Source organism: Hyalangium sp., from assembly GCF_045802625.1.
Lineage (GTDB): Bacteria > Myxococcota > Myxococcia > Myxococcales > Myxococcaceae > Hyalangium.
The window spans coordinates 103,146-124,182 of the sequence record NZ_JBJMQP010000239.1 but is presented as its reverse complement, the minus strand read 5'-3'; the positions used below and the strand labels follow the sequence as shown (position 1 = coordinate 124,182).

Annotated in this window: 14 protein-coding genes; 9 read left to right on the top strand and 5 right to left on the bottom strand. The window is 69.8% G+C overall.

The window, feature by feature from the left end:
- Positions 1-42 precede the first annotated feature (42 nt).
- Complete coding sequence (rfbB, locus tag ACJ8AT_RS37675) at positions 43-1,062, bottom strand: dTDP-glucose 4,6-dehydratase (protein WP_407742815.1); 1,020 nt, start codon at positions 1,060-1,062, stop codon at positions 43-45.
- Positions 1,063-1,232: 170 nt separating this feature from the next.
- On the opposite strand from rfbB, the gene ACJ8AT_RS37670 reads away from it, so the two are divergent.
- The 8 genes from ACJ8AT_RS37670 to rfaE1 all read left to right on the top strand — a co-directional run bounded on the left by ACJ8AT_RS37670 (position 1,233) and on the right by rfaE1 (position 10,716).
- Positions 1,233-2,810 carry a glycosyltransferase gene (locus tag ACJ8AT_RS37670; RefSeq protein ID WP_407742814.1) on the top strand — a complete coding sequence of 526 codons (1,578 nt, stop codon included), beginning with the start codon at positions 1,233-1,235 and terminating at the stop codon, positions 2,808-2,810.
- Positions 2,800-3,270, top strand: coding sequence for a hypothetical protein (locus ACJ8AT_RS37665; protein WP_407742813.1), 471 nt, complete (start codon positions 2,800-2,802; stop codon positions 3,268-3,270). The genes ACJ8AT_RS37670 and ACJ8AT_RS37665 overlap by 11 nt, the downstream gene beginning before the upstream one ends.
- A 178-nt stretch (positions 3,271-3,448) precedes the next feature.
- Entirely contained in the window at positions 3,449-4,033 is a 585-nt protein-coding gene (locus ACJ8AT_RS37660; protein WP_407742812.1) for an SIS domain-containing protein, read from the top strand.
- Positions 4,030-4,629 (top strand): D-glycero-alpha-D-manno-heptose-1,7-bisphosphate 7-phosphatase, encoded by a 600-nt coding sequence (locus ACJ8AT_RS37655; RefSeq protein ID WP_407742811.1) that lies wholly within the window; start codon positions 4,030-4,032, stop codon positions 4,627-4,629. Before ACJ8AT_RS37660 ends, ACJ8AT_RS37655 begins: the two co-directional genes overlap by 4 nt.
- A complete protein-coding gene (locus ACJ8AT_RS37650; protein WP_407742810.1) occupies positions 4,626-5,630 on the top strand; it encodes a class I SAM-dependent methyltransferase in 1,005 nt (334 codons plus the stop codon). Before ACJ8AT_RS37655 ends, ACJ8AT_RS37650 begins: the two co-directional genes overlap by 4 nt.
- Before the next feature lie 10 nt (positions 5,631-5,640).
- Positions 5,641-8,037, top strand: a complete 2,397-nt coding sequence (locus ACJ8AT_RS37645; protein WP_407742809.1) for a methyltransferase domain-containing protein — start codon at positions 5,641-5,643, stop codon at positions 8,035-8,037.
- A gap of 15 nt (positions 8,038-8,052) precedes the next feature.
- The gene (locus ACJ8AT_RS37640; RefSeq protein WP_407742808.1) at positions 8,053-9,243 is read left to right on the top strand and encodes a hypothetical protein; all 1,191 of its coding nucleotides are present in this window, start codon (positions 8,053-8,055) and stop codon (positions 9,241-9,243) included.
- Positions 9,244-9,246: 3 nt separating this feature from the next.
- On the top strand, positions 9,247-10,716 hold the full coding sequence (gene rfaE1 / locus ACJ8AT_RS37635) for a D-glycero-beta-D-manno-heptose-7-phosphate kinase (RefSeq protein WP_407742807.1): 1,470 nt from the start codon (positions 9,247-9,249) through the stop codon (positions 10,714-10,716).
- 39 nt (positions 10,717-10,755) lie between these two features.
- Here rfaE1 and ACJ8AT_RS37630 read toward each other — a convergent pair whose 3' ends face one another.
- The 4 genes from ACJ8AT_RS37630 to ACJ8AT_RS37615 all read right to left on the bottom strand — a co-directional run bounded on the left by ACJ8AT_RS37630 (position 10,756) and on the right by ACJ8AT_RS37615 (position 17,515).
- Positions 10,756-11,430 (bottom strand): hypothetical protein, encoded by a 675-nt coding sequence (locus ACJ8AT_RS37630; protein ID WP_407742806.1) that lies wholly within the window; start codon positions 11,428-11,430, stop codon positions 10,756-10,758.
- Positions 11,431-11,505: 75 nt separating this feature from the next.
- Positions 11,506-15,252 carry a glycosyltransferase gene (locus tag ACJ8AT_RS37625; RefSeq protein ID WP_407742805.1) on the bottom strand — a complete coding sequence of 1,249 codons (3,747 nt, stop codon included), beginning with the start codon at positions 15,250-15,252 and terminating at the stop codon, positions 11,506-11,508.
- A gap of 128 nt (positions 15,253-15,380) precedes the next feature.
- Entirely contained in the window at positions 15,381-16,721 is a 1,341-nt protein-coding gene (locus tag ACJ8AT_RS37620; RefSeq protein WP_407742819.1) for an ABC transporter ATP-binding protein, read from the bottom strand.
- Between the two features lie 14 nt (positions 16,722-16,735).
- Positions 16,736-17,515, bottom strand: a complete 780-nt coding sequence (locus ACJ8AT_RS37615) for an ABC transporter permease (RefSeq protein ID WP_407742804.1) — start codon at positions 17,513-17,515, stop codon at positions 16,736-16,738.
- Positions 17,516-17,755: 240 nt separating this feature from the next.
- Here ACJ8AT_RS37615 and ACJ8AT_RS37610 point away from each other — a divergent pair, with 240 nt between their 5' ends.
- Positions 17,756-21,010, top strand: coding sequence for an AMP-binding protein (locus ACJ8AT_RS37610; RefSeq protein ID WP_407742803.1), 3,255 nt, complete (start codon positions 17,756-17,758; stop codon positions 21,008-21,010).
- Positions 21,011-21,037: the final 27 nt, after the last annotated feature.

The window sequence follows — 21,037 nt, the reverse complement described above, 5'->3', positions numbered from 1 at the left end:
GAACCCGTGACGAGGAAGCGCATGTGCGTGCTCCGGCCGACGCTAGCCCTTGAGGCGGGCGCGGTACTGGGTCTCGAAGTACTGGCGATAGGTGCCGCTCATCACGCGCTCCGACCAGGCGGAGTTGTCCACGTACCACTTCACCGTCTCCGCCAACCCCTGCTCGAAGGTGTGCGCGGGCGTCCAGCCCAGCTCCGCCTTGATCTTCGACGGATCGATGGCGTAGCGCCGATCGTGCCCCGGCCGGTCCTTCACGTACTTGATGAGGGACTCGGGCTTGCCGACCAGGCCGAGGATCGCCTTGACGATGTCGATGTTCTTGCGCTCGGAGTTGCCGCCAATGTTGTAGACCTCGCCGGCCTTACCCTTCTCCAGCGCGGTGACGAGCGCGGAGCAGTGATCATCCACATGGAGCCAGTCGCGGATGTTGCCGCCGTCGCCGTACACGGGCAGCGGCTTGTCGTGCAGCGCGTTGACGACCATGAGGGGGATGAGCTTCTCGGGGAACTGGTAGCGCCCGTAGTTGTTCGAGCACCGCGTGACGACCACGTCCATCCCGAAGGTGTGGTGGTAGGCCAGGGACACGAGGTCCGCGCTCGTCTTCGACGCCGAGTACGGGCTGGAGGGCTGGAGCGGAGACTTCTCGGTGAACAGGCCCGTGGGGCCGAGCGAGCCATACACCTCGTCGGTGGACACCATGAGGAAGCGCTTGATGCCGCGCGAGCGGGACGCCTCCAGCAGCCGCTGGGTGCCGAGCACGTTGGTGGCGACGAAGACCTCGGGGCCGAGGATGGAGCGATCCACGTGGCTCTCGGCGGCCAGGTGCATGACGGCGTCGATGGAGTGCTGCGCCATCAGGTGCTCGACGAGCTCCGGGTTGCCGATGTCGCCGCGAACGAAGACGTGCTTCGGATCGCCCTCCATCTCCGAGAGGTTCTCGAGGTTGCCCGCGTACGTGAGCTTGTCGAGGTTGACGACCTTCCACTCAGGGCGGTTCTTGCGGATGTACTTCACGAGGTTGGAGCCAATGAACCCGCAACCCCCTGTAACCAGGACGTTCATTTTCGACTTGCTCGGAGAATCAAGGGATGAGGTGTGGGTATCGGATCGGCTCCGTCACGTCAAGGTAACCTTGTGCGCGCCCCGCTCCGAGGATAGAGGCGGCACCCATCGTGATGCGTCGGAAAAGCAGGCGTCCCAGCGGACCATCGCCCGTCCGGGCCGTTCACCAGATGGTGCCGCGGCTGGCCTGGGGTGACGCGGTGGGCAATCAGGTGCGCTACCTCCAGGCGCTCTTGAGGGGTTGGGGCTACACGTCGGAGATCTACGCGGATCAGTGGGACGAGCAGTGCCGCGAGCAGGTGCGCCCCGCGTCGGACTGGCCGAAGCAGGCGGACGAGGACTCGGTGCTCCTGATCCACCACAGCTTCGAGTCCCGGCTGGTGCCGCTGATCGCGAGAGGCCCGGGGCGCAAGGCGCTCGTGTACCACAACGTGACGCCCGCCTCGCTCTTCGAGGGCTTCGATCGGAAGGTGGCGGCGGCGTGTGACGCGGCCCGCGAGGAGCTGCTGGCGCTACGGCCGCTGGTGGAGGCGGCGTATGCCTATTCGCACTTCAGCGCCGAGGAGCTGACGGCGGCGGGCTTCCCACACGTGTCGGTGTTGCCCTTCGCGCTGGACTGGAACGCGTTCCACGCGCCGCCGGATCCGACGTTCCAGGCGGAGTTCGACGACGGCTGCACCAACATCCTCTTCGTGGGGCGGGCGGTGCCGAGCAAGCGCATCGACGATGTGATGCGCGTCTTCGCGGCGTACCAGCGGCTCTACCAGCCGCGCAGCCGGCTGCTCATCGCGGGATACCTCAATCGGGAGACGCCTTACGGGGCCTACCTGCACGGAGTGAAGGATCTGCTGGGAGCGGAGCGCGTCCATCTGCTGGGGCGAGTCAGCGCCTCACAGCTCTCGGCCTGTTACGCGGTGGCCACGGCGTACCTTTCGATGAGCCGGCACGAAGGATTCGGCGTGCCGCTGCTGGAGGCCATGGAGCGCGGAGTGCCGGTGGTGGCGTATGGCGCGGCGGCGGTGCCCGAGACGATGAGCGGAGCAGGGCTGGCCACGAGAACGCGAGATCCGATGGAGGTGGCACAGCTCCTGGCCGTGCTGGAGCGAGAGCCCCAACTGCGGCAGCAGGTCATCGCCGGACAGCGGGCCCGGCTCGCTTCGCTCGGACAGGAAGCGGTGGCCGGGCAGATCCGGGAGGGATTGCGCCCCTTGCTGGAAGGGGCCCTCGCTCCGCCGCCAGAGTCCCCTGCCTCTGCCGAAGTGGACCTCGTGTGCCCGGCCTACGTGAGCCAGCCGCGCGCTCCCACCTCCCTGCTCGCTCGAAGCCTGGCGAAGCAGCTCCCCGGGGCTCGCGTGTTGGCCCTGAGCCCGTCCACGCCCCTGCGCTCCGTGAGCCCTCGGGTGGAGCAGACAGAGGGCGTCTCCGTCTGGCACTTCAGCCCCGATCAGCCGCTGCCTGGCACCGCGAGCGAGGACACTCGCCTGCCCGGCTCTTCGTCCCTGGAGCTGGCCGTGCGGACCTCCACCGCGCGCACGGTGTTCCTCGATGCGGGGACAGTGGTGGCTCGCAGCACGCTGCCTCATGTGCACGTCCGAGCGTGGGCCGTGCACGAGGCCACGACGCCCGTACCCACCGAGGCCCAAGCGCTCGGAGCACGGCTCATCCCTTACGATGTCAGCAACACGGAGGCAGCCCTCCACCGCCTGGTGGAGTCCCTGCGCCATCCAGGAGTCACCCATGCGCGCTGAAGAACTCATCTCGGATCCCGCCCTCGCGAACACGGTGGCGGCTGCGACGGAGCGGCTCCCCTCCCCCACGCCCGAGACTCGCGAGGCACTGCGCACCACGCTGGAGCGGACCGAGCGCGCCCCCACGGAGGCGCAGTGGCCACCGATCCTGGAGACGCCCCGCCAGAAGAAGGACACGCGCTATGTGGAGCCGGCCACGTCCCATCGCCCGGTGGTGGGCCCCGCGCTGGTGCTGGCCAAGCGCGCCTTCCGCCGAGCCTTCCAGCCGTTCATCAACGAGGTGATGCGCAAGCAGGTGGAGTTCAACGAGGCCATCCTCGACTCGCTCGCGCTCATCTACGAGCAGCAGCGCGAGCACACGCGCACCCAGGCCGCCTGGCGCCAGGAGATGACCGAGCGGCTCGCGCGGCTCGAGCAAGCCCGGACCCAGACCCAGGCCCGCAAGCCCCAGCGCCGCTGAGCCGGTGACCTGCTTCACGCGCCTTATGTGTGCGGTTATGCCTGCTGTCATCGAGCGGCCGGCCGAGCGCACGAACGCCCTCGCCGCTAGAGATGATCGGCCAGTTCCTGTACAGGCCCGTGGCTGGACATCCAAGAGGCGCCTGGGCTAGGTTGCGCGCCGTTTTAGGGGGTTTTCCGTGGCTTCGCCTTCCAATGAAGAGGCGCTCGCGCTCGTCCGCCGCCGCCGCCGTGAGTGCATCGAGGCGCTCTCGAATTTTACTCCGGAGCTCGATGAGCGGATCGCTCAGGCGGGAACGCTCCTGCGCAGCGCGCTGGCCTCGGGCCGGCGCGTGTACGCCTTTGGCAACGGCGGCTCCGCCTCCGACGCCGAGCACTTCGTGGCCGAGCTCGTGGGCCGCTACCTCAAGGAGCGTCCGGGCCTTCCGGGCCAGGCGTTCACCGTCAACAGCTCCACCGTGACGGCCATTGGCAATGATTACGGGTATGACCGCGTCTTCGAGCGCCAGGTCGAGGCGTGGGTGCAGCCCGGCGATGTGGTCATCGGCATCAGCACCAGCGGCAACTCGCCCAACGTGCTGCGGGGCCTCGAGGCGGCTCGCAGCCGGGACGCGCGTGTCATCGGGCTGACCGGTGGCCAGGGCGGCAAGCTCGTGGCCCTGTGTGACGTGGCCCTCGTCGTCCCCTCCCGGGATACGCCGCGCATCCAGGAGGGTCACATCCTGATCCTCCATACGCTGGCGGAGCTGGTCGATCAGGCGTGAGTGGCGGCGCTCCCGCCGTCTTCCTCGACCGGGACGGCGTCCTCGTCGATGAGACCGGCTATCTGACTCGTGTAGAAGATCTGCGCCTCTTCCCGGGCGCGGGCTCCGCGGTGCGGCGGCTCCACGCGCTGGGCTATCCGGTGGTGGTCGTCACCAACCAGTCCGCCGTGGCCCGCGGAATGGTGAGCATGGCGGGGCTCGAGGAGATCCACTCGGCGCTGCGCGCGCAATTGGGACAGGACGACGCCCGGCTCGACGGGCTGTACCTGTGCCCGCACCACCCGGAAGCGCCCCTGCCGGAGTGGCGGCAGGACTGCGACTGCCGTAAGCCTCGGCCCGGCATGCTCGTGCGAGCGGCGCGGGAGCTGGGGCTCGCGCTGGACGCGCGATCCGTGTTGGTGGGTGATCAACAAACGGACTTGGAGTGTGCTCGCCGGGCTGGCATCAGCGCGCTTCTGGTGCGAACCGGTAAGGGTGAGAGCACCGCTCGGACGGTGGCCGAGGGAAGCGGCATCATCGGCATTTGCGATTCCATCGCGGACGTGCCAGACGTCCTCCGTTCATGGGCCGGGCGACATTGGGGAGTGACCACATGAATTCACAGAGTCCAGCCAAGCTCTTTCCCGAGCCGGAGGGCACCGAGCCGCCCCCCGTGGTGCGGCTTCCGCGCGTCAACGCCGAGCGCATCCGGGAGCTGAGCGCCCGGGGCCTGGAGGGCGTCCACGAGTCTCCCGTGCGGTGCCCGGCCTGCGGCGGCTCGTGCACCAACGTCAACTTCTCGGAGCAGTGGAAGCTGTTCGGCGAACAGTACACCCTGGTGCGCTGCGCCGACTGCCAGACGGTGTCCACGTTCCCGCTGCCGAGCCCCCAGGTGCTCAACGAGGTCTACTCCTCGGGCACGTTCGCCTATCAGTGGTACCGCGATCACTACCCGGCGAAGTTCCTCGACAGCTTGCAGCGCCTGTTCGAGCTGCGCCGCGAGCGCACCCCGCTGGGCAAGCGCATCCTCGATTTCGGCGGCGGGCAGGGCTACTTCTCCGCGGCGGCCCGGATGCTGGGCTACCAGTCGGAGACGTTTGATCCGGTGCTCGGCTCGGGCCGTCCGCCGGCGCCCGGCTCGTACGACACGGTGGTGTCGCTGCACGTGCTGGAGCACTCGCCGGATCCGGCGAGCACCCTGGAGCAGATGCACCGCTTCCTCAAGCCGGGCGGCACCCTCTGCCTGGTGGTCCCCAACGGGCTCAGCCAGGGCTACGAGAAGCTCGGCAGCGCGTGGACGTGGGCCCAGCCTCCGCTCATCCACCTGCACCACTTCACCGAGCAAGGCCTGGCGGTGCTGCTGCGCCGCACCGGCTTCGAGCTGTCGCAGGTCTCCTTCCACGAGCGATGGGACGCCAACCGCGTCAGCGACGTGGCGATGGCGAAGATGTTCGCCAAGCTCGACAGCGCCTGGGGCTCCACGCGCACCAAGCGCCTGGTGGCCACGCGCAACTCGTTGCTGCGCTTCGGGACGTTGATGCTGGCCGAGGCCTGGTCGCGCGTGACGCCCTCCTCCGCGCTGTCCGAGCTGCGGATCATCGCCACCCACCGTCCGTGAAGGCCCAGCCATGAAGCAGATCGCCATTGGAATCGCCGCGCCCGGCTTCACCGCGGTCGCAGGCCCGGCGCTGCGCGACGCGCGCTGCGTCAACTTCCGCATCGCCCCGCACCGCCTGTCCGCGGTGGACATGCTGGACTCCGTCTTCGCCTCCCCCGGGCGCTACACCGCCGAGATGCTGCGCCGGCTGGTACGGCATGAGCGCTCGATCGAGGGCTACATCGTCGTCAATCCGCGCTTCGCCCCCTCGCTGCAGGCGGTGACCGCCGCGGTGCAGGCCGCGCACGCCCACCGGGCGGGCCACGACGCCGTCCTGGTCCATGATCGCCACGGCCGGGTCGCCGCGACCTGGTTCCGCCACGGCATCGAGGACGCGGACGTGCCCACGCTCTCGGCGCTCAGCGCGCTGGATCCGTCCGCGGACCGCGCCCTGCTCGAGGCGGCCTTCGGCTGGAAGAGCGCCGTCGTCGGCTGTGACGCGGACTTTGGTGGGGTGGACGCCAACGGGTTCCTGCTCGGCAGCTTCGATCCGGTGGCCTCGGCGTTCCCCGCCGTGATGGCCGTGGAGGCGCTGGGAGAGCTGGTCCGGGCGCATGGCCACACCGAGGCGCGCCGCCGGATCCGGCAGGTCGCCGTCCTGCCCTTCCACGCCGGGGACATCCTCTTCCTCTGCCAGGCGCTCCAGGCCGATCCCCTGGCCAGCGCCATCGTGGTGCTGCGCGATTACGCGGACATTGTCCGGGAGGTGGCTCCCTGGCTCGAGGTGTTCGAGGTGGACGCGCCGGCCCCGGGCCGGGATGGCTACCAGCCCTCCAACGAGCAGGTGCTGCTGATGGACATGGTCCAGAAGGCGCGCGCCCAGGCGGCTCGCAAGGGCCTGCGCCTGGAGGGCGTCTTCCACCTGATGCGGCCGCTGCGGGACTACGCGCGCACCAGCTTCCACCTGCGGCAGGCGGCATGGTTCGCGCTCGGGGGCGACGCCGAGCAGGAGGCCGACATCTGGCCGCAGTGGCGCGCCCAGCCTCGGCAGCTTCGCAGCACGCCGGGGCGCCGCGAGCGTGTCGTGGTCCACTTCGACGGGGGCTGGTCGCTCAAGTCCTTCCCCTACGCCCACCGGCAGCCGCTGGTATCGCTGCTCCGGGACGCCGGCTTCCGCGTGACGGTGCTGGGCAAGCCGGATCCCCGCCTGGTGGGCTGCGACTTCGAGCCCTTCAGCAACGTGGGGAAGTTCCGCAAGCTGCTGATGGACTCGGCCGCCGTCGTCGGCGTGGACTCCTTCCCGGCGCACTATGCCGTCCACCAGGGAGTGCCCACGCTGCACCTGTTCGGCAGCACGCACCCGCGCAACTCCGAGTATCCCGCCTCGTCCCTCACCGCGACGCTCCACCACATTCAACCCTGCGTGCCGTGCGGCCACCCGACGACGTGCAAGCTCGATCAGAGTGACACGTGCCGCGCGTTCAGCTCGCCGCATGACATCGTCGCCACGCTGCTGCGGATCTGCCCGCCCCCCTCTCAGGTGACGGCGCCACTGGTGAGCGCTCCCGAGGAGGAGCTGTCCGCGGCGGTGGCCCATGCTCAGGCGCACGTGCACTTCCCACCGCCGCCCCGCCTGCTGCCCCCCGAGACGCGGGCCTCGCTGGTGCGCGCCCTGCGCGAGCGGCTGCACACCGAGCCCATCGATCGCTGCCCGCTCTGTGCCAACCGCGAGCGCACCGCGCTGGGCTCCAAGCACGAGCTGCCCATCGCCGAGTGTACCCAGTGCGGCCTCTGGTACGCCTCGGAGCGCATCCACGAAGCGGACGTGCCGAAGCTCTACGACAGCTCCTACTGGACGCAGATGATGGACGCGCACGGCTACCCCACGGCGCCGGAGCGCTACGCCTTTGACTACGCGCACGCGCTGGAGCGGGTGGCGTTCTGCCGGAGCTATGTGCCGAGCGGCAGGGCCCTGGATGTGGGCTGCGGCTACGGCGCGTTCGTGCGCCGGCTGGCCGAGTACGGGTATGACGCCATGGGCCTGGACATGCCGGACACGGCCCGCATGGCCCGGCGCAGCTCCGGCATCCGTGTCCTCACCTCGCTGCCCGCGGGGAGCCAGTTCCAGCTCATCACCGGCTTCGACGTGATCGAGCACTTCTACCACCCGCGCGAGCAGCTCCAGCCGCTGGTGGCGGCGCTGGCACCGGGCGGGGCCCTCATCCTGGAGACGTTCCGCACGGACTGTGCGGACGTGCAGGCGCAGCGGCTGGAGCACGAGGACATCAAGCCGATGGAGCACCTGCACATGTTCCGCGAGGCCCACGTCCGCCAGCTGATCGAGGCCGCCGGGCTCCGCGTCGAGACGGTCCATTACCCCGAGGGCGAGAGCCGAGCCCGGTTCCGCCTGGTGGCAAGAAAATCCTAACGAGGAGTCCACGAAGTGAAACGGGTCACTTACTGCACCATCTCCAGCGCCAACTACCTGTCGCGCACGCTCGCGCTCAAAGAGAGCATCGAGCGGCAGCGCCGGGGCGCCGACGTCCGGATCCTCCTGTGCGAGCACCCTCGGGTCGTCCGCGAGCTGGAGGAAGAGCTGAAGCTGGAGTTCTACGGGCCGGACGAGATCGGCTGCCCGCAGTGGCGGCAGATGGGCTTCTATTACGACTGCATGGAGTTCAACACGGCGGTGAAGCCGTACTTCCTGCGGACGCTGCTGGCCGAGGGCGCGGACTCCGTCATCTACTTCGATCCGGACATCATCGTCTTCGGAGGGCTGGAGGAGCTCGAGGCCTCGCTGGAGACGCATGACGCGATCCTCACCCCGCACCTGTGCGAGCCCATGGAGGACGACGGCCACACCCCGGCGCTGATCGACTTCAACCGGGTGGGCCAGTTCAACCTGGGCTTCTGTGGCTTTGCTCGCAACGAGCGCACGGAGCGCTCGCTGCGCTGGTGGGCCAACCGGTGCGAGCGCGACTGCATCTCGGACTTGAGCCAGGGCCTCTTCACCGATCAGGCGTGGGCGAACATGCTCGCCTCGTTCCTGGACGTGAAGGTGCTGCGCTCGCAGGCCTACAACATGGCCTACTGGAACCTCTCCCAGCGCACGCTGACGCGCGGCGCGGACGGCCGGTGGATGACGGGTGACGGCCCGCTCGTCTTCTTCCACTTCTCCGGGCTCCCGCTGGGCCAGGTGTCGCTCGTCTCCAAGCACCAGACCCGGGTGCGCGCACCCGAGGGCACCCCGGTGCACCAGATCCTCAGCGAGTACGCGCAGCAGCTCCAGCGCAGCCCCTACGCGCCGCTCGAGAGCTTCGAGTACTCCTTCTCGCGCTTCACCGACGGCACCCCCATCCCCCTGCCGCTGCGCCGCCGCTTCCGGGAGATGAGCGGTCCGGAGCGCTCGCTGGTGGCCAACCCGTTCGCCGAGCGCGCCATGCTGGAGCGCATGCAGGAGCTGTCGAGCGCGCCGCCGCCGCCGGGCTCGCCGGGCAACCCCCTGCCCCTGCGCTACAAGGCCGCCGACTTCCTCAACGCGCAGGTCAAGCGCCAGCTGCCCATGCTCCACACCAACGCCAAGCATGCGGCGAGCCGGGTCGGGGCGGGGCTGAAGCGCCTCATGCGGAGCTGACCGATGAACCTCTCACGACGTGAAATCCTGGAGCGGATGGAGGGCCTGAGCGTCCTCGTTCTGGGCGACGTGATGCTGGACGAGTACCTCTTCGGAGACATCCAGCGCGTCTCCCCCGAGGCCCCCGTGCCGGTGGTGACGCTCGGGCGTCAGCAGTTCCACCTGGGCGGCGCCGGCAACGTGGCCAGCAACCTGGCGGCGCTGGGGGCCCGTCCCATCCTCGCGGGCGCCGTGGGCGCGGACGCGGATGGGCAGCGGCTGGAGGCCATCCTCGCCGAGCGCAAGGTGGAGCACCGGCTGGTGCGGCTGCAGGGCCGCCCCACCACGCGCAAGACGCGCGTGCTGGCTCGCAACCAGCACGTGGTCCGGCTGGATCAGGAGTCCAGCGCGCCGCTGGATGACACGGCCCGCGCGAGCCTGCTCGACGCGCTGAAGTCCACCCAACCCCAGCTCCTGATCATCTCGGACTACGGCAAGGGCGTCGTCTCCCGTCCGCTCGTGCGCGAGGTGGTGGCGTGGGCGCGCGGCCAGGGCATCCTCATCCTGGTGGATCCGAAGAGCACGGACTTCACCCTGTACGCGGGCGCCGACTACGTAACGCCGAACGCGCGCGAAGCCTCGCTCGCGGCCAAGCAGCCCGCCGGGACCCAGGAGGAGTGCGTCACGTGCGGGCGCACGCTGCTGGAGCAGACGGGCGGCAAGGGCATCCTGCTCACCCGCAGCGAGCGGGGCATGGGGCTCATCGACTCGCGAGAGGCCCACTTCGTGTCGGCGCGGGCGCGCACGGTGTACGACGTCACGGGCGCGGGAGACACGGTCATCGCCACGTTTGGCCTCGCCCTGGCGGCGGGCGCCGAGCCGGTGGAGGCCATGGCCCTGTCCAACTTCGCGGCGGGCGTGGTGGTGCAGCGGGTGGGCGCGGCGAGCTGCACGCGGGAGGAGATCGCCCGCGAGGCGGGGATCGAGTACCCCGCCAGTGGCCCGTCCAACGAGGAGCTCCGGCTGCGCTCGCCGCGAGTCATGTCGGTGACCGAGGGGGCGGCCGCGACGGAGCGGTGGCGGGCCGAGGGCAAGCGCGTCGTCTTCACCAACGGCTGCTTCGACATCCTGCACGCGGGCCACGTCGTGTTGCTGGAGGAGGCGCGCTCGCGGGGAGACGTGCTGGTGGTGGGGCTCAACACCGACGAGTCCATCCGGCGGCTGAAGGGGCCCACACGCCCCGTGCAGCCGCTGCAGGACCGAGCGCGCGTGCTGGCCGCGCTCCATGCGGTGGACGCGGTGGTGCCCTTCTCCGAGGACACGCCGCTCAACCTGGTGCTCGCGCTGAGGCCCGACGTGCTGGTGAAGGGTGGTGACTACGAGGTCGCCACCATCGTCGGCGCGAAGGAGGTTCAGGGCTGGGGCGGCGAGGTGGCCGTCATCTCCCTGCTGCCGAACCGCTCCACCACGTCGCTGCTCCAGCGCCGCGGGTAGCGGGCCTCGATCTCGAGACCCGCGGTGCGTCAGCGCGGATTAGAAGCGCCGGCGCCGGTCCTCGTGAGTCTCGTGGCGATCCTCGCGCAGCTCGTGCCGATCCTCGCGAATCTCCTGGTGGTCCTGCCGCAGCTCCTGCTGGGCGAGCCCGATCAGCTCCACGATGAGCGAGCGCATCCGCTGCAGGTCCGCGGGCCGCCGGCTGCCCATCAGGGGAGACAGCTCCCAGGCGATGGCCGAGCGCGTGCGCTGAGAGGCGGCCTCCGCGCGCACGTCCCGGACGTCATCGCGCCGATCGCGGCGGTCATCCCTCAAGTCGTGGCGATCATCCGCGGTCACCACAGGCCGGCCCCACATCTCGTCGCGCCGGACCTCGCGCCGGTCCCCGCGCACCTCCCGGTTGTCCCTCCGGACCTCGGCCCGGTCGCGCGACATCTCGGCACGGCCCTCAGCCAGCTCCTCACGCAGCAGCTCGCGCAGCCGCGCTTCCACCGCGAACATCTCTTGCTCGTTGCGCTGGGCCCAAGCGTTGTCGAAGCGGGTCAGCACGGCCTGCAGGTCGGCCAGATCCTGGCGATCGTCCCGGATCGCGCGCTTGTCCTGGCGCAGCTCCTTGTGGTCCTGAGCGCGTTCCTGGCGGTTGCGCCAGTCCTGGGCGTGCGCGGCGCCGGCAATGAAGAGTGAGGCAAAGAGGGCGGAGGAGATCTTGTTCATGGCGTGCGTCCTAGGCGTTCGGGGGAGTCTGCTGTGCTCCCATCCACGGTGGCCATGGACGAGCCTAGCGGATTTTTATTCGAACCCCAGAAGCCGGTGAAGCACCTGATCCACCTGCGCCTCCCAGGTGGTGCGCCCCACCCGCTCGATCGCCGCCGCGGAGAGGCGCTCGCGGAGCGCCGTCTCCTTCACGGCCCGTCGCAGCTGCTCCAGGATGCAGGAGACGGTGGGCTCGGCAAGCAGGCAGTTGCGCTCGTGCTCGAGCAGCCAGCGGTTGGCCGGGTTGTCGTTGGTGACTACGGTCACCCCGCAGGCCATCAGCTCGAAGGGCAAGTACGAGGGGTGCTTGGTGAACATGAAGCACAGCCCCACATCGCACTCGCGGTACAGGTCCGCCGTCTTCTCGTAGGGCAGCACTCCCAGGTTGGTGATGACGCCCTGGAGCCCATAGTGCTCCGGGTTCCACCGCTCGCCCGCCGAGACGATCTCCACGGCCGCGCCCAGCTCGGACTTGAGCTGACGCAGTGTGGCAAGCCCCAGCTCGAAGGCGTTCCGCTCACTGCCAGGGCGCCCGTAGAAGAAGATCCGGGTGGGGCCCTGCCGCCGCGGCCGCCGAGCGTGGAAGATGTCGCGCTCCACCGCCGGCTCGAACCAGCAGCCCTCCATCGGGTAGTGCGACGTGACGTAGTCGTGCAGGCCCTGCGTGTTGAAGATGCCGTACATCCCCAGCCGGTACGTCTGCTCGGCCAGCGCGGACTGGGTCCCCGCGGGCAGGAACGCCGGCTCGAAGTCCTGGACGAAGTACGCCTTCGCCGTCGCTCGAGGGTGCGACAGGACGGCGTAGGCGGACTTCCAGAGCGTCGCCACGGCGAGATCGCACTCGGGCAGGCCGGCGACCTCCTCCAGCCCCTGGAGCACGCGGAACGTCCCCGGAGGCTTCGGGAAGAGCACCGAGACCCGCGCCGTCATCTCCGCCGCCGTCACCCCCGGGTTGTCGTAGATGACCAGCTCGCTCTGGGCACCGTGGCGCTCGCGCAGCAACTGCGCGAAGCGGAGGATGGTGTGGATGCCCGCGTATGGGTGGTGGAATGAAGGCACGAACCACGTGATGCGCTCCAGCTTCCGCTTCTTGCGCAGCGCCGCGAGCCTCACCGGAGCCTGGGCCCGAGCCTCTCGCACCTGCGCGGAGGTGTGATCCAGCGCCGGGAGGTGATCGGCCACGTGCCGCTGTCTGCGCGCCCGCTCGACGGCGGCGGGATCCTGCCCGCTGGGGAGATCCCGTGCCAGCGTCCGCAGGGCCAGCTCCTCGCCGTCCTCCGTGTGGCGCCGCAGCGAGCAGTCCGGCCCGAGCAGCGTGAGGTTCGGGTTGTAGAAGGGATCGCCGCTCCGCAGATACGGACGATAGGAGACGAAGGACTCCCAGAAGTCACCCTCGGGGAGGCTGTCCAGCCGGCGGCTCGCGGACTCGTGGTGGTACAGCTTCGCGTGCGGGGTGTAGACGACGCGCAGCCCCCGGGCCACGGTCCGCAGCCCCAGATCCACGTCGCTGCCACAGACGATGAAGCGCTCGTCGAACCCGCGCAGCTCCTCGAAGAACTCGCGGCGCAACATCACGCAGGCGCTCGTCACCGCCAGGAAGTCGCGCGTCCAGTCGGGCAGGCCAAAGGGCGTCCACTTCCCATCGTCCGGCAGGCGCCAGAACGGGTGCCCCGCGAAGCCCGTCATCCCCACCATGACGCCCGCGTGCTGCACCGTGCCGTCCGGGAACAGGAGCTTCGCCCCCACCTGCCCCACCTCCGGACGCTGCGCCTGGCTGATCAGCTCCTCCAGCCAGTCCGGGTGGATGATCTCGATGTCGTTGTTGAGGAACAGCAGCAGCTCGCCCCGAGCCTCGCGCGCCGCGAAGTTGTTGACGGCCGGGTAGTTGAACGGGTGATCCCACGTCAGCTTGCGGATGCGCGGATCCGTGAGGCTCTCCAGCAGCGCGAACGTCTCCGGCTTCGTGCTGTTGTTGGAGACCAGCAGCACCTCGTAGTTCGAATAGGCGGTCTTCCCCAGCAGGCTCGTCGTGAGCGTGCGCAGCAGCTCCGGCTTGTCCTTGAAGGGAACGATGATCGAGACGAGCGGCTGGCCCTTCACCGGGTAGCGCACCCGGTAGTGCCCGGGGCTCACCTCTTCGGCCACGCCCTCCTCGCCCTGCCGCTTCAGGTGCTCGGTCAGCGCGCGGACTCCCGCCTCCGAGGCCGCCTTGCGATCCCGCCCGTCCGAACCGTCCGCGCCGCGCTGGTGGTAGAGCACCGCGGGCACGTGGGCGATGCGCCGAGCCCGCTCCGAGAGGCGCAGCAGCAGATCGTACTCCTGCGCGCCCTTGAACTCCGGCCGGAGCCCTCCCACCGTCTCCAGCAGCGCGCGGCGCACCACCGCGAAGCGGCGAATGTAGTTCACCGAGCGCATCAGATCCGGAGACCAGTCCGGCTTGAAGAACGGATCGAAGCGGCGGCCCGTGTCATCGCAGCGGTCCTCGTCCGAGTACAGCAGGTCCGTCTCCGGCTCCCGGCCGAGGCGCAGCACCACCTCCGCCAGGGCGTGGGGCGACAGCAGATCGCCCGCGCCCAGCAGCCCCACGAACTCTCCTTGGGCCAGGGTAAGGCCGGCATTGAAGGCCTCGGCGCTCCCTCGGCCCGCCATCCGGACGAAGCGGATGCGCGGATCCTCGCGGGTGTACTTCTCCAGCATCCGCACGGCCGAGGAGCCCTGCGTGCCCTCATCCACCACGCACAGCTCCCAGCGCTCGTAGGACTGGGCTCGGACCGACTCGATGCAGGCGCGCAGCAGCGCCTCCGGCGTCCCGGAGACCACCGAGACGAGGCTCACCAGGGGCCGCCGCTCAAGCCCCTTCACCGCCTCCGCCGCGTGCGCGAAGGCCTGGGGCTCACGCTCGCCATACCAAGCCGTGTAGTCATCCGCGCTCGGGAGTGACGCCGGGGTGCGCGTGCCCAGCATGTCCGCCAGGCAGAGGGTGATCTCCTGGTTGTAGGCAATCTGCCGCCGGAACACCTCGCGCCACAGCGGCGAGGACACCCGCGCTCCGAGCGACTGTGCCCGGCCGAGCGGATCCGCCTGCCTCAACAGCTCGGCCACCCGCTCCGCGGCCTCTTCCGGCGAAGGCGGACGAGGCTTCACCGCGTCCGCGAGCAGGTCCACCGCCTTCTGGTTCCACTGGCGCTGGCCCGCGAGCAGATCCCGCAGCAGCGGCCCGAGTGCCGTCAAGTACGAGCGCTTCATGAGCCTCACCGCGCGCCCGAGCCCCTGCCGGCGGTGGCTCGGGATCTCCCACTCCGTGGGCTCCAGCAGGGGCGTGAGCCGCTTGCGCACCCACTCGGAGAGGTCCGTCTGCGTGCTGGTGGCGCGCATGCCGAACAGGTGCTCGAGGACGGCGAGCAGCTCCCGATTGAAGGCGTGCTGCGGCCGCAGCATCTCCACGTGGAAGGGCTTCAGCCCTTGCGTGAACGCGCTCTTGGCCGCGGTGATGGCCTGCCCCAGCTGCTTTCGGTGAGACGCGGGGACCTGGAACTGGAACACGTCCGCCACCCGCTGGGCCGCCTGCACGGGCGTGTGGGCCCGCGCCTGGGACTCGGGCAGGCGCCGCCGCAGTTCCTCCTCCAGGAAGCGCAGGGTGCGCTCGTGGGCCGTCAGCTGCGCGCAGTCCGGGCCGCTGCACGGCCTCAGCTCCTCCACGAGCCGCCGCTGGGCCGCGATCATCTCCGCCAGATCCCCTGCTCCGAAGCGCCCGCCCGAGGACTCCATGTCGCTGTCCGGCAAGGTGGGCAGGGGCAGAGGCCGCGAGCGTCCGGGCGGAACAGCCCCCGTCGCGGGGCGAGGTGTCAGGGGGTCTTGGGGCATGGCTCACGAGAGGGCCCCGCCAAGCGCGGAGCCGCGAAGAGGAGCGATCAGAGTTCAGCGGCCCGGGGGGCCTCGGTCTCGACCGCGCGAGCGGCTTCCACGGACCAGGTGTGAGGAGGCCGGGTAATCCCCTGGTCCTGAAGGCTGGAGCGGACCTGCAACGGGTGCAGATCCCGCTGCAAGTCGTAGTCCGGCCCGTGCTTCGGGTGGGCTCGCACGTGGACGGAGTAGCTCCCCGGCAGCAGGCCCACCCGCCCCAGAGACATGCGCAGCACGCCCGAAGGAGGCAGCGGCACGGGCAGCGCCACGCCCTCAATGAAAGTGCTCGTCTCGTAGACCCGCGTCCCGTTCTGGAAGAACGCGATGCTGAACCCCACGTCCTCCACCGGACGCCGCGCCATGAACTCCAGGCAGATGTCGAGCGGCTCCTCGGTGTCCACCTCCTGGAGCTGCTCCCCCGAGGGCTTGCAGAAGCGCACCGAGGAGATCTCCACCTCGTAGCTCCCCGAGCGCAGGTGCGGCGAGACCTTGGGGCCCGTCAGCGGCTCGTTCACCTGCGCCGCCATCACCTGCGGCAGCGCCCCGCCATCCTTCGCCAGCGCCGCGGGGCCCAGGGCCATCGACTGCTCCTCCGCCAGCGCCACCGCCCGCTTGTACTCCTCCACCAGCGCCGAGGAGTTGCCCACGCCGCGCACCCGGCCCGCGTCGATCCACACCGCCATGTCGCACCACCGCTCGATGGTGCTCAGATCGTGCGTCACGAGGACGATCGTCTTCCCCGCCTTCTTGAACTCCGTCATCTTCGCCATGCTCTTCTTGGCGAAGTGCTCGTCTCCCACCGCGAGGATCTCGTCGACGATCAGGATCTCCGGATCCACGTGCGTGGCCACGGCGAACGCCAGCCGCGCGTACATGCCGCTGGAGTAGGTCCGCACCGGCTCGTCGACGAAGTCTCCCAGCTCGCTGAACTCGATGATCTGATCCATCCGCGCGCGGATCTCCGCTCGCGTCATCCCCAGGATGATGCCGTTGATGAGGATGTTCTCCCGCCCGGAGAAGTCCGGGTGGAAGCCCGCGCCCAGATCCAGCAGCGCCGAGATCCGCCCCCGCATCTCGATGGAGCCCGAGGTGGGCGTGTAGATGCCCGTCATCAGCTTGAGCAGCGTGCTCTTGCCCGAGCCGTTGCGCCCGATGATGCCCACCGTCTTGCCCTGGGGGATCGTCAGGTCGATGCCTCGCAGGGCCTCGATGTAGATCTTGTCCTCGGGGGTGCGCTGGCGCTGACCCTTCAGCCAGCGCACCAGCTCCGACTTGAGCGTGGTGTACTCGCGCCGGATGGTGCTCTTGCGGAAGCGCTTGACGAGGTTGCGAATGACGATGGCGTCCATGAGTCGTGTCTCGCTCAAACGATCTCCGCGAACTCCTCGCGGCGGCGCTCGAAGATGCCGGCGGCCATCCACAGCAGCACGACCGCGATGCCCATCCAGATCCCCAGCGGCGCCAGGTCCGGCACCCGCCCGTCATAGAAGAGCGCCTGGTACGAGGTGGCCATCACCGCCATGGGGTTGGCCAGCACCAGCAAGTCCCGGAACTTCTCGGGCAGCGTCTCCGCCCGGTAGAAGATCGGCGTGACGAAGAACCACATCGTCAGGATGTTGCTCAGGATCTGCTGCAGATCCCGGAACGTGACGTTGATGGCCGAGAACAGGTACACCAGCGCCATCGTCACCCAGAGCTGCACGAACAGCACCGCCGGGAACAGGAGGATGTGCCACGTCAGCGGATGGCCGAGCACCAGCCCCAGCAGCAGCAGCAGCGGCATGGCGAGCAGGAAGTTGACCAGGTTCGTGGTCACCACCGTGGTGGGCAGCACCTGCGCGGGGAAGCGCACCTTGGTGAGCAGATCCCTCCGGTCGCTGATCGCGCTGGCCCCGCCCACCACGGAGCTGGTGAACCAGATCCACGGCAGCAGGCCGATGAAGACGAAGTACGTGTAGTGCTCGATCTTCTGCCGCATCCACACCGAGAACAGCAGCGAGTACACCGCCATCTGCATCGTCGGGTTGAGGAACGTCCACAGGAACCCGAGCAATGAGCCGCGGTAGCGCGCCTTCAGCTCCCGCTGCGTCAGGCTCAGCAGCAGGCCGCGGTACTGGTAGAGCTCTCGGAGGTTGCGAAACATGCGGCGGTATCCCTACACCAGAGGCTGGCGCACCGCGAGCGTCCCGGAGTCTACCCGGCAGGCAGCCGGGCTCGGCCTGGGAGGCCTGCCCCCTGGGCCACAGGCCTCGTTGAGGGGCTCGGGATTGGATTTTTCCGTTGGTTTTCCAAGGGATGGACAGCTCCCTGCCCTTCGATGGATTCTCGGACGCCCAGGACCAACCCCCGGGACCGGACCTTTCCTCGCGGGTGACAGGACGCCGTGAAAGAGCACTCACAGTCCCCAGGTAGCGGCGGGGTTCGCCCGGTCTCGAAGGATGCGCGGACGTTCGCGGACATCCTCCGGCGCCGCTCGGCGGAGCTGGGGCAGGCGCCGGCCTTCACCTTCCTGGGCGCCCAGTCCTCCGAGGACGTCACCCTGTCGTACACGGAGCTGGATCAGCGGGCCCGCGCCATCGCCCGGGAGCTGGAGTCGCGCGGGCTGTCCGGGCAGCGCGTACTCATCGTCCTGCCGCCCGGCCCCGGCTCCGTCATCAGCCTCTTTGGCTGCCTCTACGCGGGGGTGATCGCCGTCCCGGTGCCCGTGCCCTTGTCCGACTCGCCTCGCGGCGGCACGGACCTGCTGGCCAGCATCGCGCAGGACTCCGGAGCCGCCGCCGCGCTCGTGGGCGGGCCTCGCCCCGCGGAGGGGCAGCGCCTCACGATTGAAGGGCTGGCCGCGCACATCGACCTGATCTCCGCCGAGGGAGCTGCCTCCTTGGCTCCGCCGCCGGATTGGGTGCCTCCGTTCGTGGATCCGCGCGCCATCGCGGTGCTCCAGTACACGGCGGGAAGCACCGGGACGCCCAAGGGCGTGCGGGTGACCCACGCCAGCCTGCTGGATAACTGCGAGGCCCTGCGCCGCGGGCTGGGCCACTCGCCCACGGACAAGATCCTCCTGTGGCTGCCCACGCACCAGGGCCTGGGGCTGCTCGAGGGTGTGCTCCAGCCACTGTTCACGGGCATCCCCGCGCTCCTGCTGCCGCCACGGGTCTTCTTCCAGCGGCCCCTGCGGTGGCTGGAGGCCGTGTCCACCCACGGAGCCACCATCAGCGGGGCTCCGGACTTCGCCTACGAGCTGTGCGTGCGGACCGTCAGCGAGGCCGAGCGGGACGGGCTCGATCTGAGCCGCTGGCGTGTCGCCTTCACGAGCGGCGAGCCGATCCGCGCAGAGACGATGGAGCGGTTCTCAGCGCACTTCGCGCCGTGTGGGTTCCACCCCAAGGCCTTCCGCTCGGTCTACGGGCTCACGGAGTGCACGTACCTGGTCTCCTGCGGCAAGTCCGAGGATGGGCCCACCCTGCGCGGAGTGAGCGTGGACGCGCTGTCCCTGCACCGCATCACCGAGCGCCCGGCGGCCGCGACGAAGCTGGTGAGCTGCGGCCCGGCGCCGAGCGTGCAGGTGATCATCGTCAACCCGGCCACGCGCGCGCTCCGCGGGGATCAGGAGCTGGGCGAGATCTGGGTCACGGGCCTGAGCGTCGCTGACGGCTACTGGGGCCGGGTGGGCACCGCCTCCGAGGCCTTCCGTGGAAAGCTCGCGGGCTCGTCCGCGGGCATGCGGGCCTTCCTGCGCACCGGAGACATCGGGGCCATCGCGGGCGGGGAGCTGTATGTCACCGGCCGGGTCCAGGACGTCATCATCTGGCAGAGCCAGGAGCTGCGGCTGCACGATCTCGAGTTCGACGTGGAGGCGAGCCACCCGGCGCTGGTGCCGGGAAGCTGCGCCGCCTTCGTGCACAAGCAGGGGCGCGACGAGCAGCTCATCCTCGTCGTCGAGGCCTTCCTCCCCACCGGGGCCCCCGCCACCCCCGCGAAGGAGCAGGCGCTGCTGCGGGAGCTCACCCGCACCGTCCGCCTGAACGTGAAGCAGCGCCATGGCGTGACGCCGGCCGAGTTCGTGCTGGTGCGCGCGCACAGCCTGCCGAGATCCTCGGTGGGGCGGACCTCCCGCAACACCGTGCGCTCAATGTACCCGTCTTTCGACTCCCCGCCCCTGCTGCTGGACCGCGGCGAGCCCTCCGCCGAGGCGACGGGGACGGTCGAGGCTTCCGCTCCAGCCCAGACGGGAGCCGCGCCCCGCCGCGAGGCGCCGCCCCGAGAGCCTCTGCCCACGGGGCTCGTGCCGCTGACGCCCGCGATGCACGCGGTGCATGCGCCGGTCCGGACGCTCCAGCACCCCACGGGCGCCAGCCGCATCTTCGAGCTGCCCGAGGGGGCTCGGGCGCACCACCTGGAGGAGGCCCTGCACGCCTTGTGGGCCGCGCACGAGACGCTGCGCCTGCGCTTCACGTGCTCGAGTCAGGAAGGCTCGGAGTCCTGGTCCGCGCTCATCACGCCCGAGAAGAGCCCGGTGCCGCTGACTCGGCTCGATCTCTCCTCGCGCTCGGACGAAGAGTGCTGGCAGACGGTCGAGAGCACCGCGCGCCAGCTAGGCGCGGAGATTGGCCAGTGCCAGAGCGCCCTGGTCTCGTTCGTCTTCTGTGATCGCGGGGCCCGAGCCCCGGCCTGGCTCCTGGTGACGAGCCACCCTGCCCTGCTGGATGAGTCCTCGTGGCGCATCCTCGCCACGGATCTCGCGGAGGCGTGCGAGCAGACCCGGACTCGCGGGCGCGTGCGCATGTCGCCCCAGAGCGGCTCCCTGGCGCGCTGGGTCCTGGAGCTCATCTCCGAGGTCCAGCTGCCTCGGATCGCCTCCGAGGCGCGCGCGCACTGGCTCTCTCGCGCTCAGCTGCCTGCTCCGAAGCGGCCTTCCGAGACGGACACCCCGGCCACGCCGGCCCCTGGGGCACTGGCTGTCGTGGATGCCGTCGCGCTCCAGCGAGCCTCGACCCTGCTCGACGTCTCTCGGGAGGCGCTCCTGCTGACGGCCTGCGCGTATGCCTACGGCACCCAGGTCCAGCGCTCCACGGTCCGCGTCAGCATGGAGCAGAGCGCCCGGGCGAGCGGCCACTACCACGTGGATGCCTCGCGCATGCTGGGCAACCTCGACTACGCCTTCCCCGCCGTGCTCTCCCTCGAGGACGAGGCTGCCCCACAGGAGCTGGCGCGGTACGCCCAGGTGGAGCTGCAACAAGCCCCGCTGGGGGGCCTCGCGTATGACGCCCTGCGGGCCTATGGCGAAGACCCGGCGCTCAGCGAGGCGCTCTGCGCCCTCCCCGTGGCGGACTTCACCCTGCACCTGGAAGATGAAGGCGCGCCTTCGAGCCGCGGGCCGCTGCGCACTCTGGCCATCTTCGAGAATGGACAGGCGTCGAGTGCGAACCTCTCACGGCTGCGCGTGGAGGCCCGGCTATCCGCGGGGCAGGCCCAGCTCGTGTGGTACGGCACGAACTCGGATGGCGCGCTGCTGGGTGCGCTCGCGAAGCTGACCGAGCAGACCATCCGCGCGCTCTGCGCTCAGGCGGACAGCGCTCGGCCCACGGGCGCGGCGGCGCATGGCCCGGCGCGAGTGCCCAGCGCCCAGGGCTCGCGCTGATATGAATCACGGATGAAATAAGTGTGC

Bases quoted from the DNA above. Each gene is read 5' to 3' on its own strand.
- ACJ8AT_RS37670 (WP_407742814.1), top strand. From the start codon at position 1,233: ATGGTGCCGCGGCTGGCCTGGGGTGACGCGGTGGGCAATCAGGTGCGC.
- ACJ8AT_RS37630 (WP_407742806.1), bottom strand. From the start codon at position 11,430: ATGAACAAGATCTCCTCCGCCCTCTTTGCCTCACTCTTCATTGCCGGC.
- rfaE1 (WP_407742807.1), top strand. From the start codon at position 9,247: ATGAACCTCTCACGACGTGAAATCCTGGAGCGGATGGAGGGCCTGAGC.
- ACJ8AT_RS37645 (WP_407742809.1), top strand. From the start codon at position 5,641: ATGAAGCAGATCGCCATTGGAATCGCCGCGCCCGGCTTCACCGCGGTC.
- ACJ8AT_RS37650 (WP_407742810.1), top strand. From the start codon at position 4,626: ATGAATTCACAGAGTCCAGCCAAGCTCTTTCCCGAGCCGGAGGGCACC.
- ACJ8AT_RS37620 (WP_407742819.1), bottom strand. From the start codon at position 16,721: ATGGACGCCATCGTCATTCGCAACCTCGTCAAGCGCTTCCGCAAGAGC.
- ACJ8AT_RS37665 (WP_407742813.1), top strand. From the start codon at position 2,800: ATGCGCGCTGAAGAACTCATCTCGGATCCCGCCCTCGCGAACACGGTG.
- ACJ8AT_RS37615 (WP_407742804.1), bottom strand. From the start codon at position 17,515: ATGTTTCGCAACCTCCGAGAGCTCTACCAGTACCGCGGCCTGCTGCTG.
- rfbB (WP_407742815.1), bottom strand. From the start codon at position 1,062: ATGAACGTCCTGGTTACAGGGGGTTGCGGGTTCATTGGCTCCAACCTC.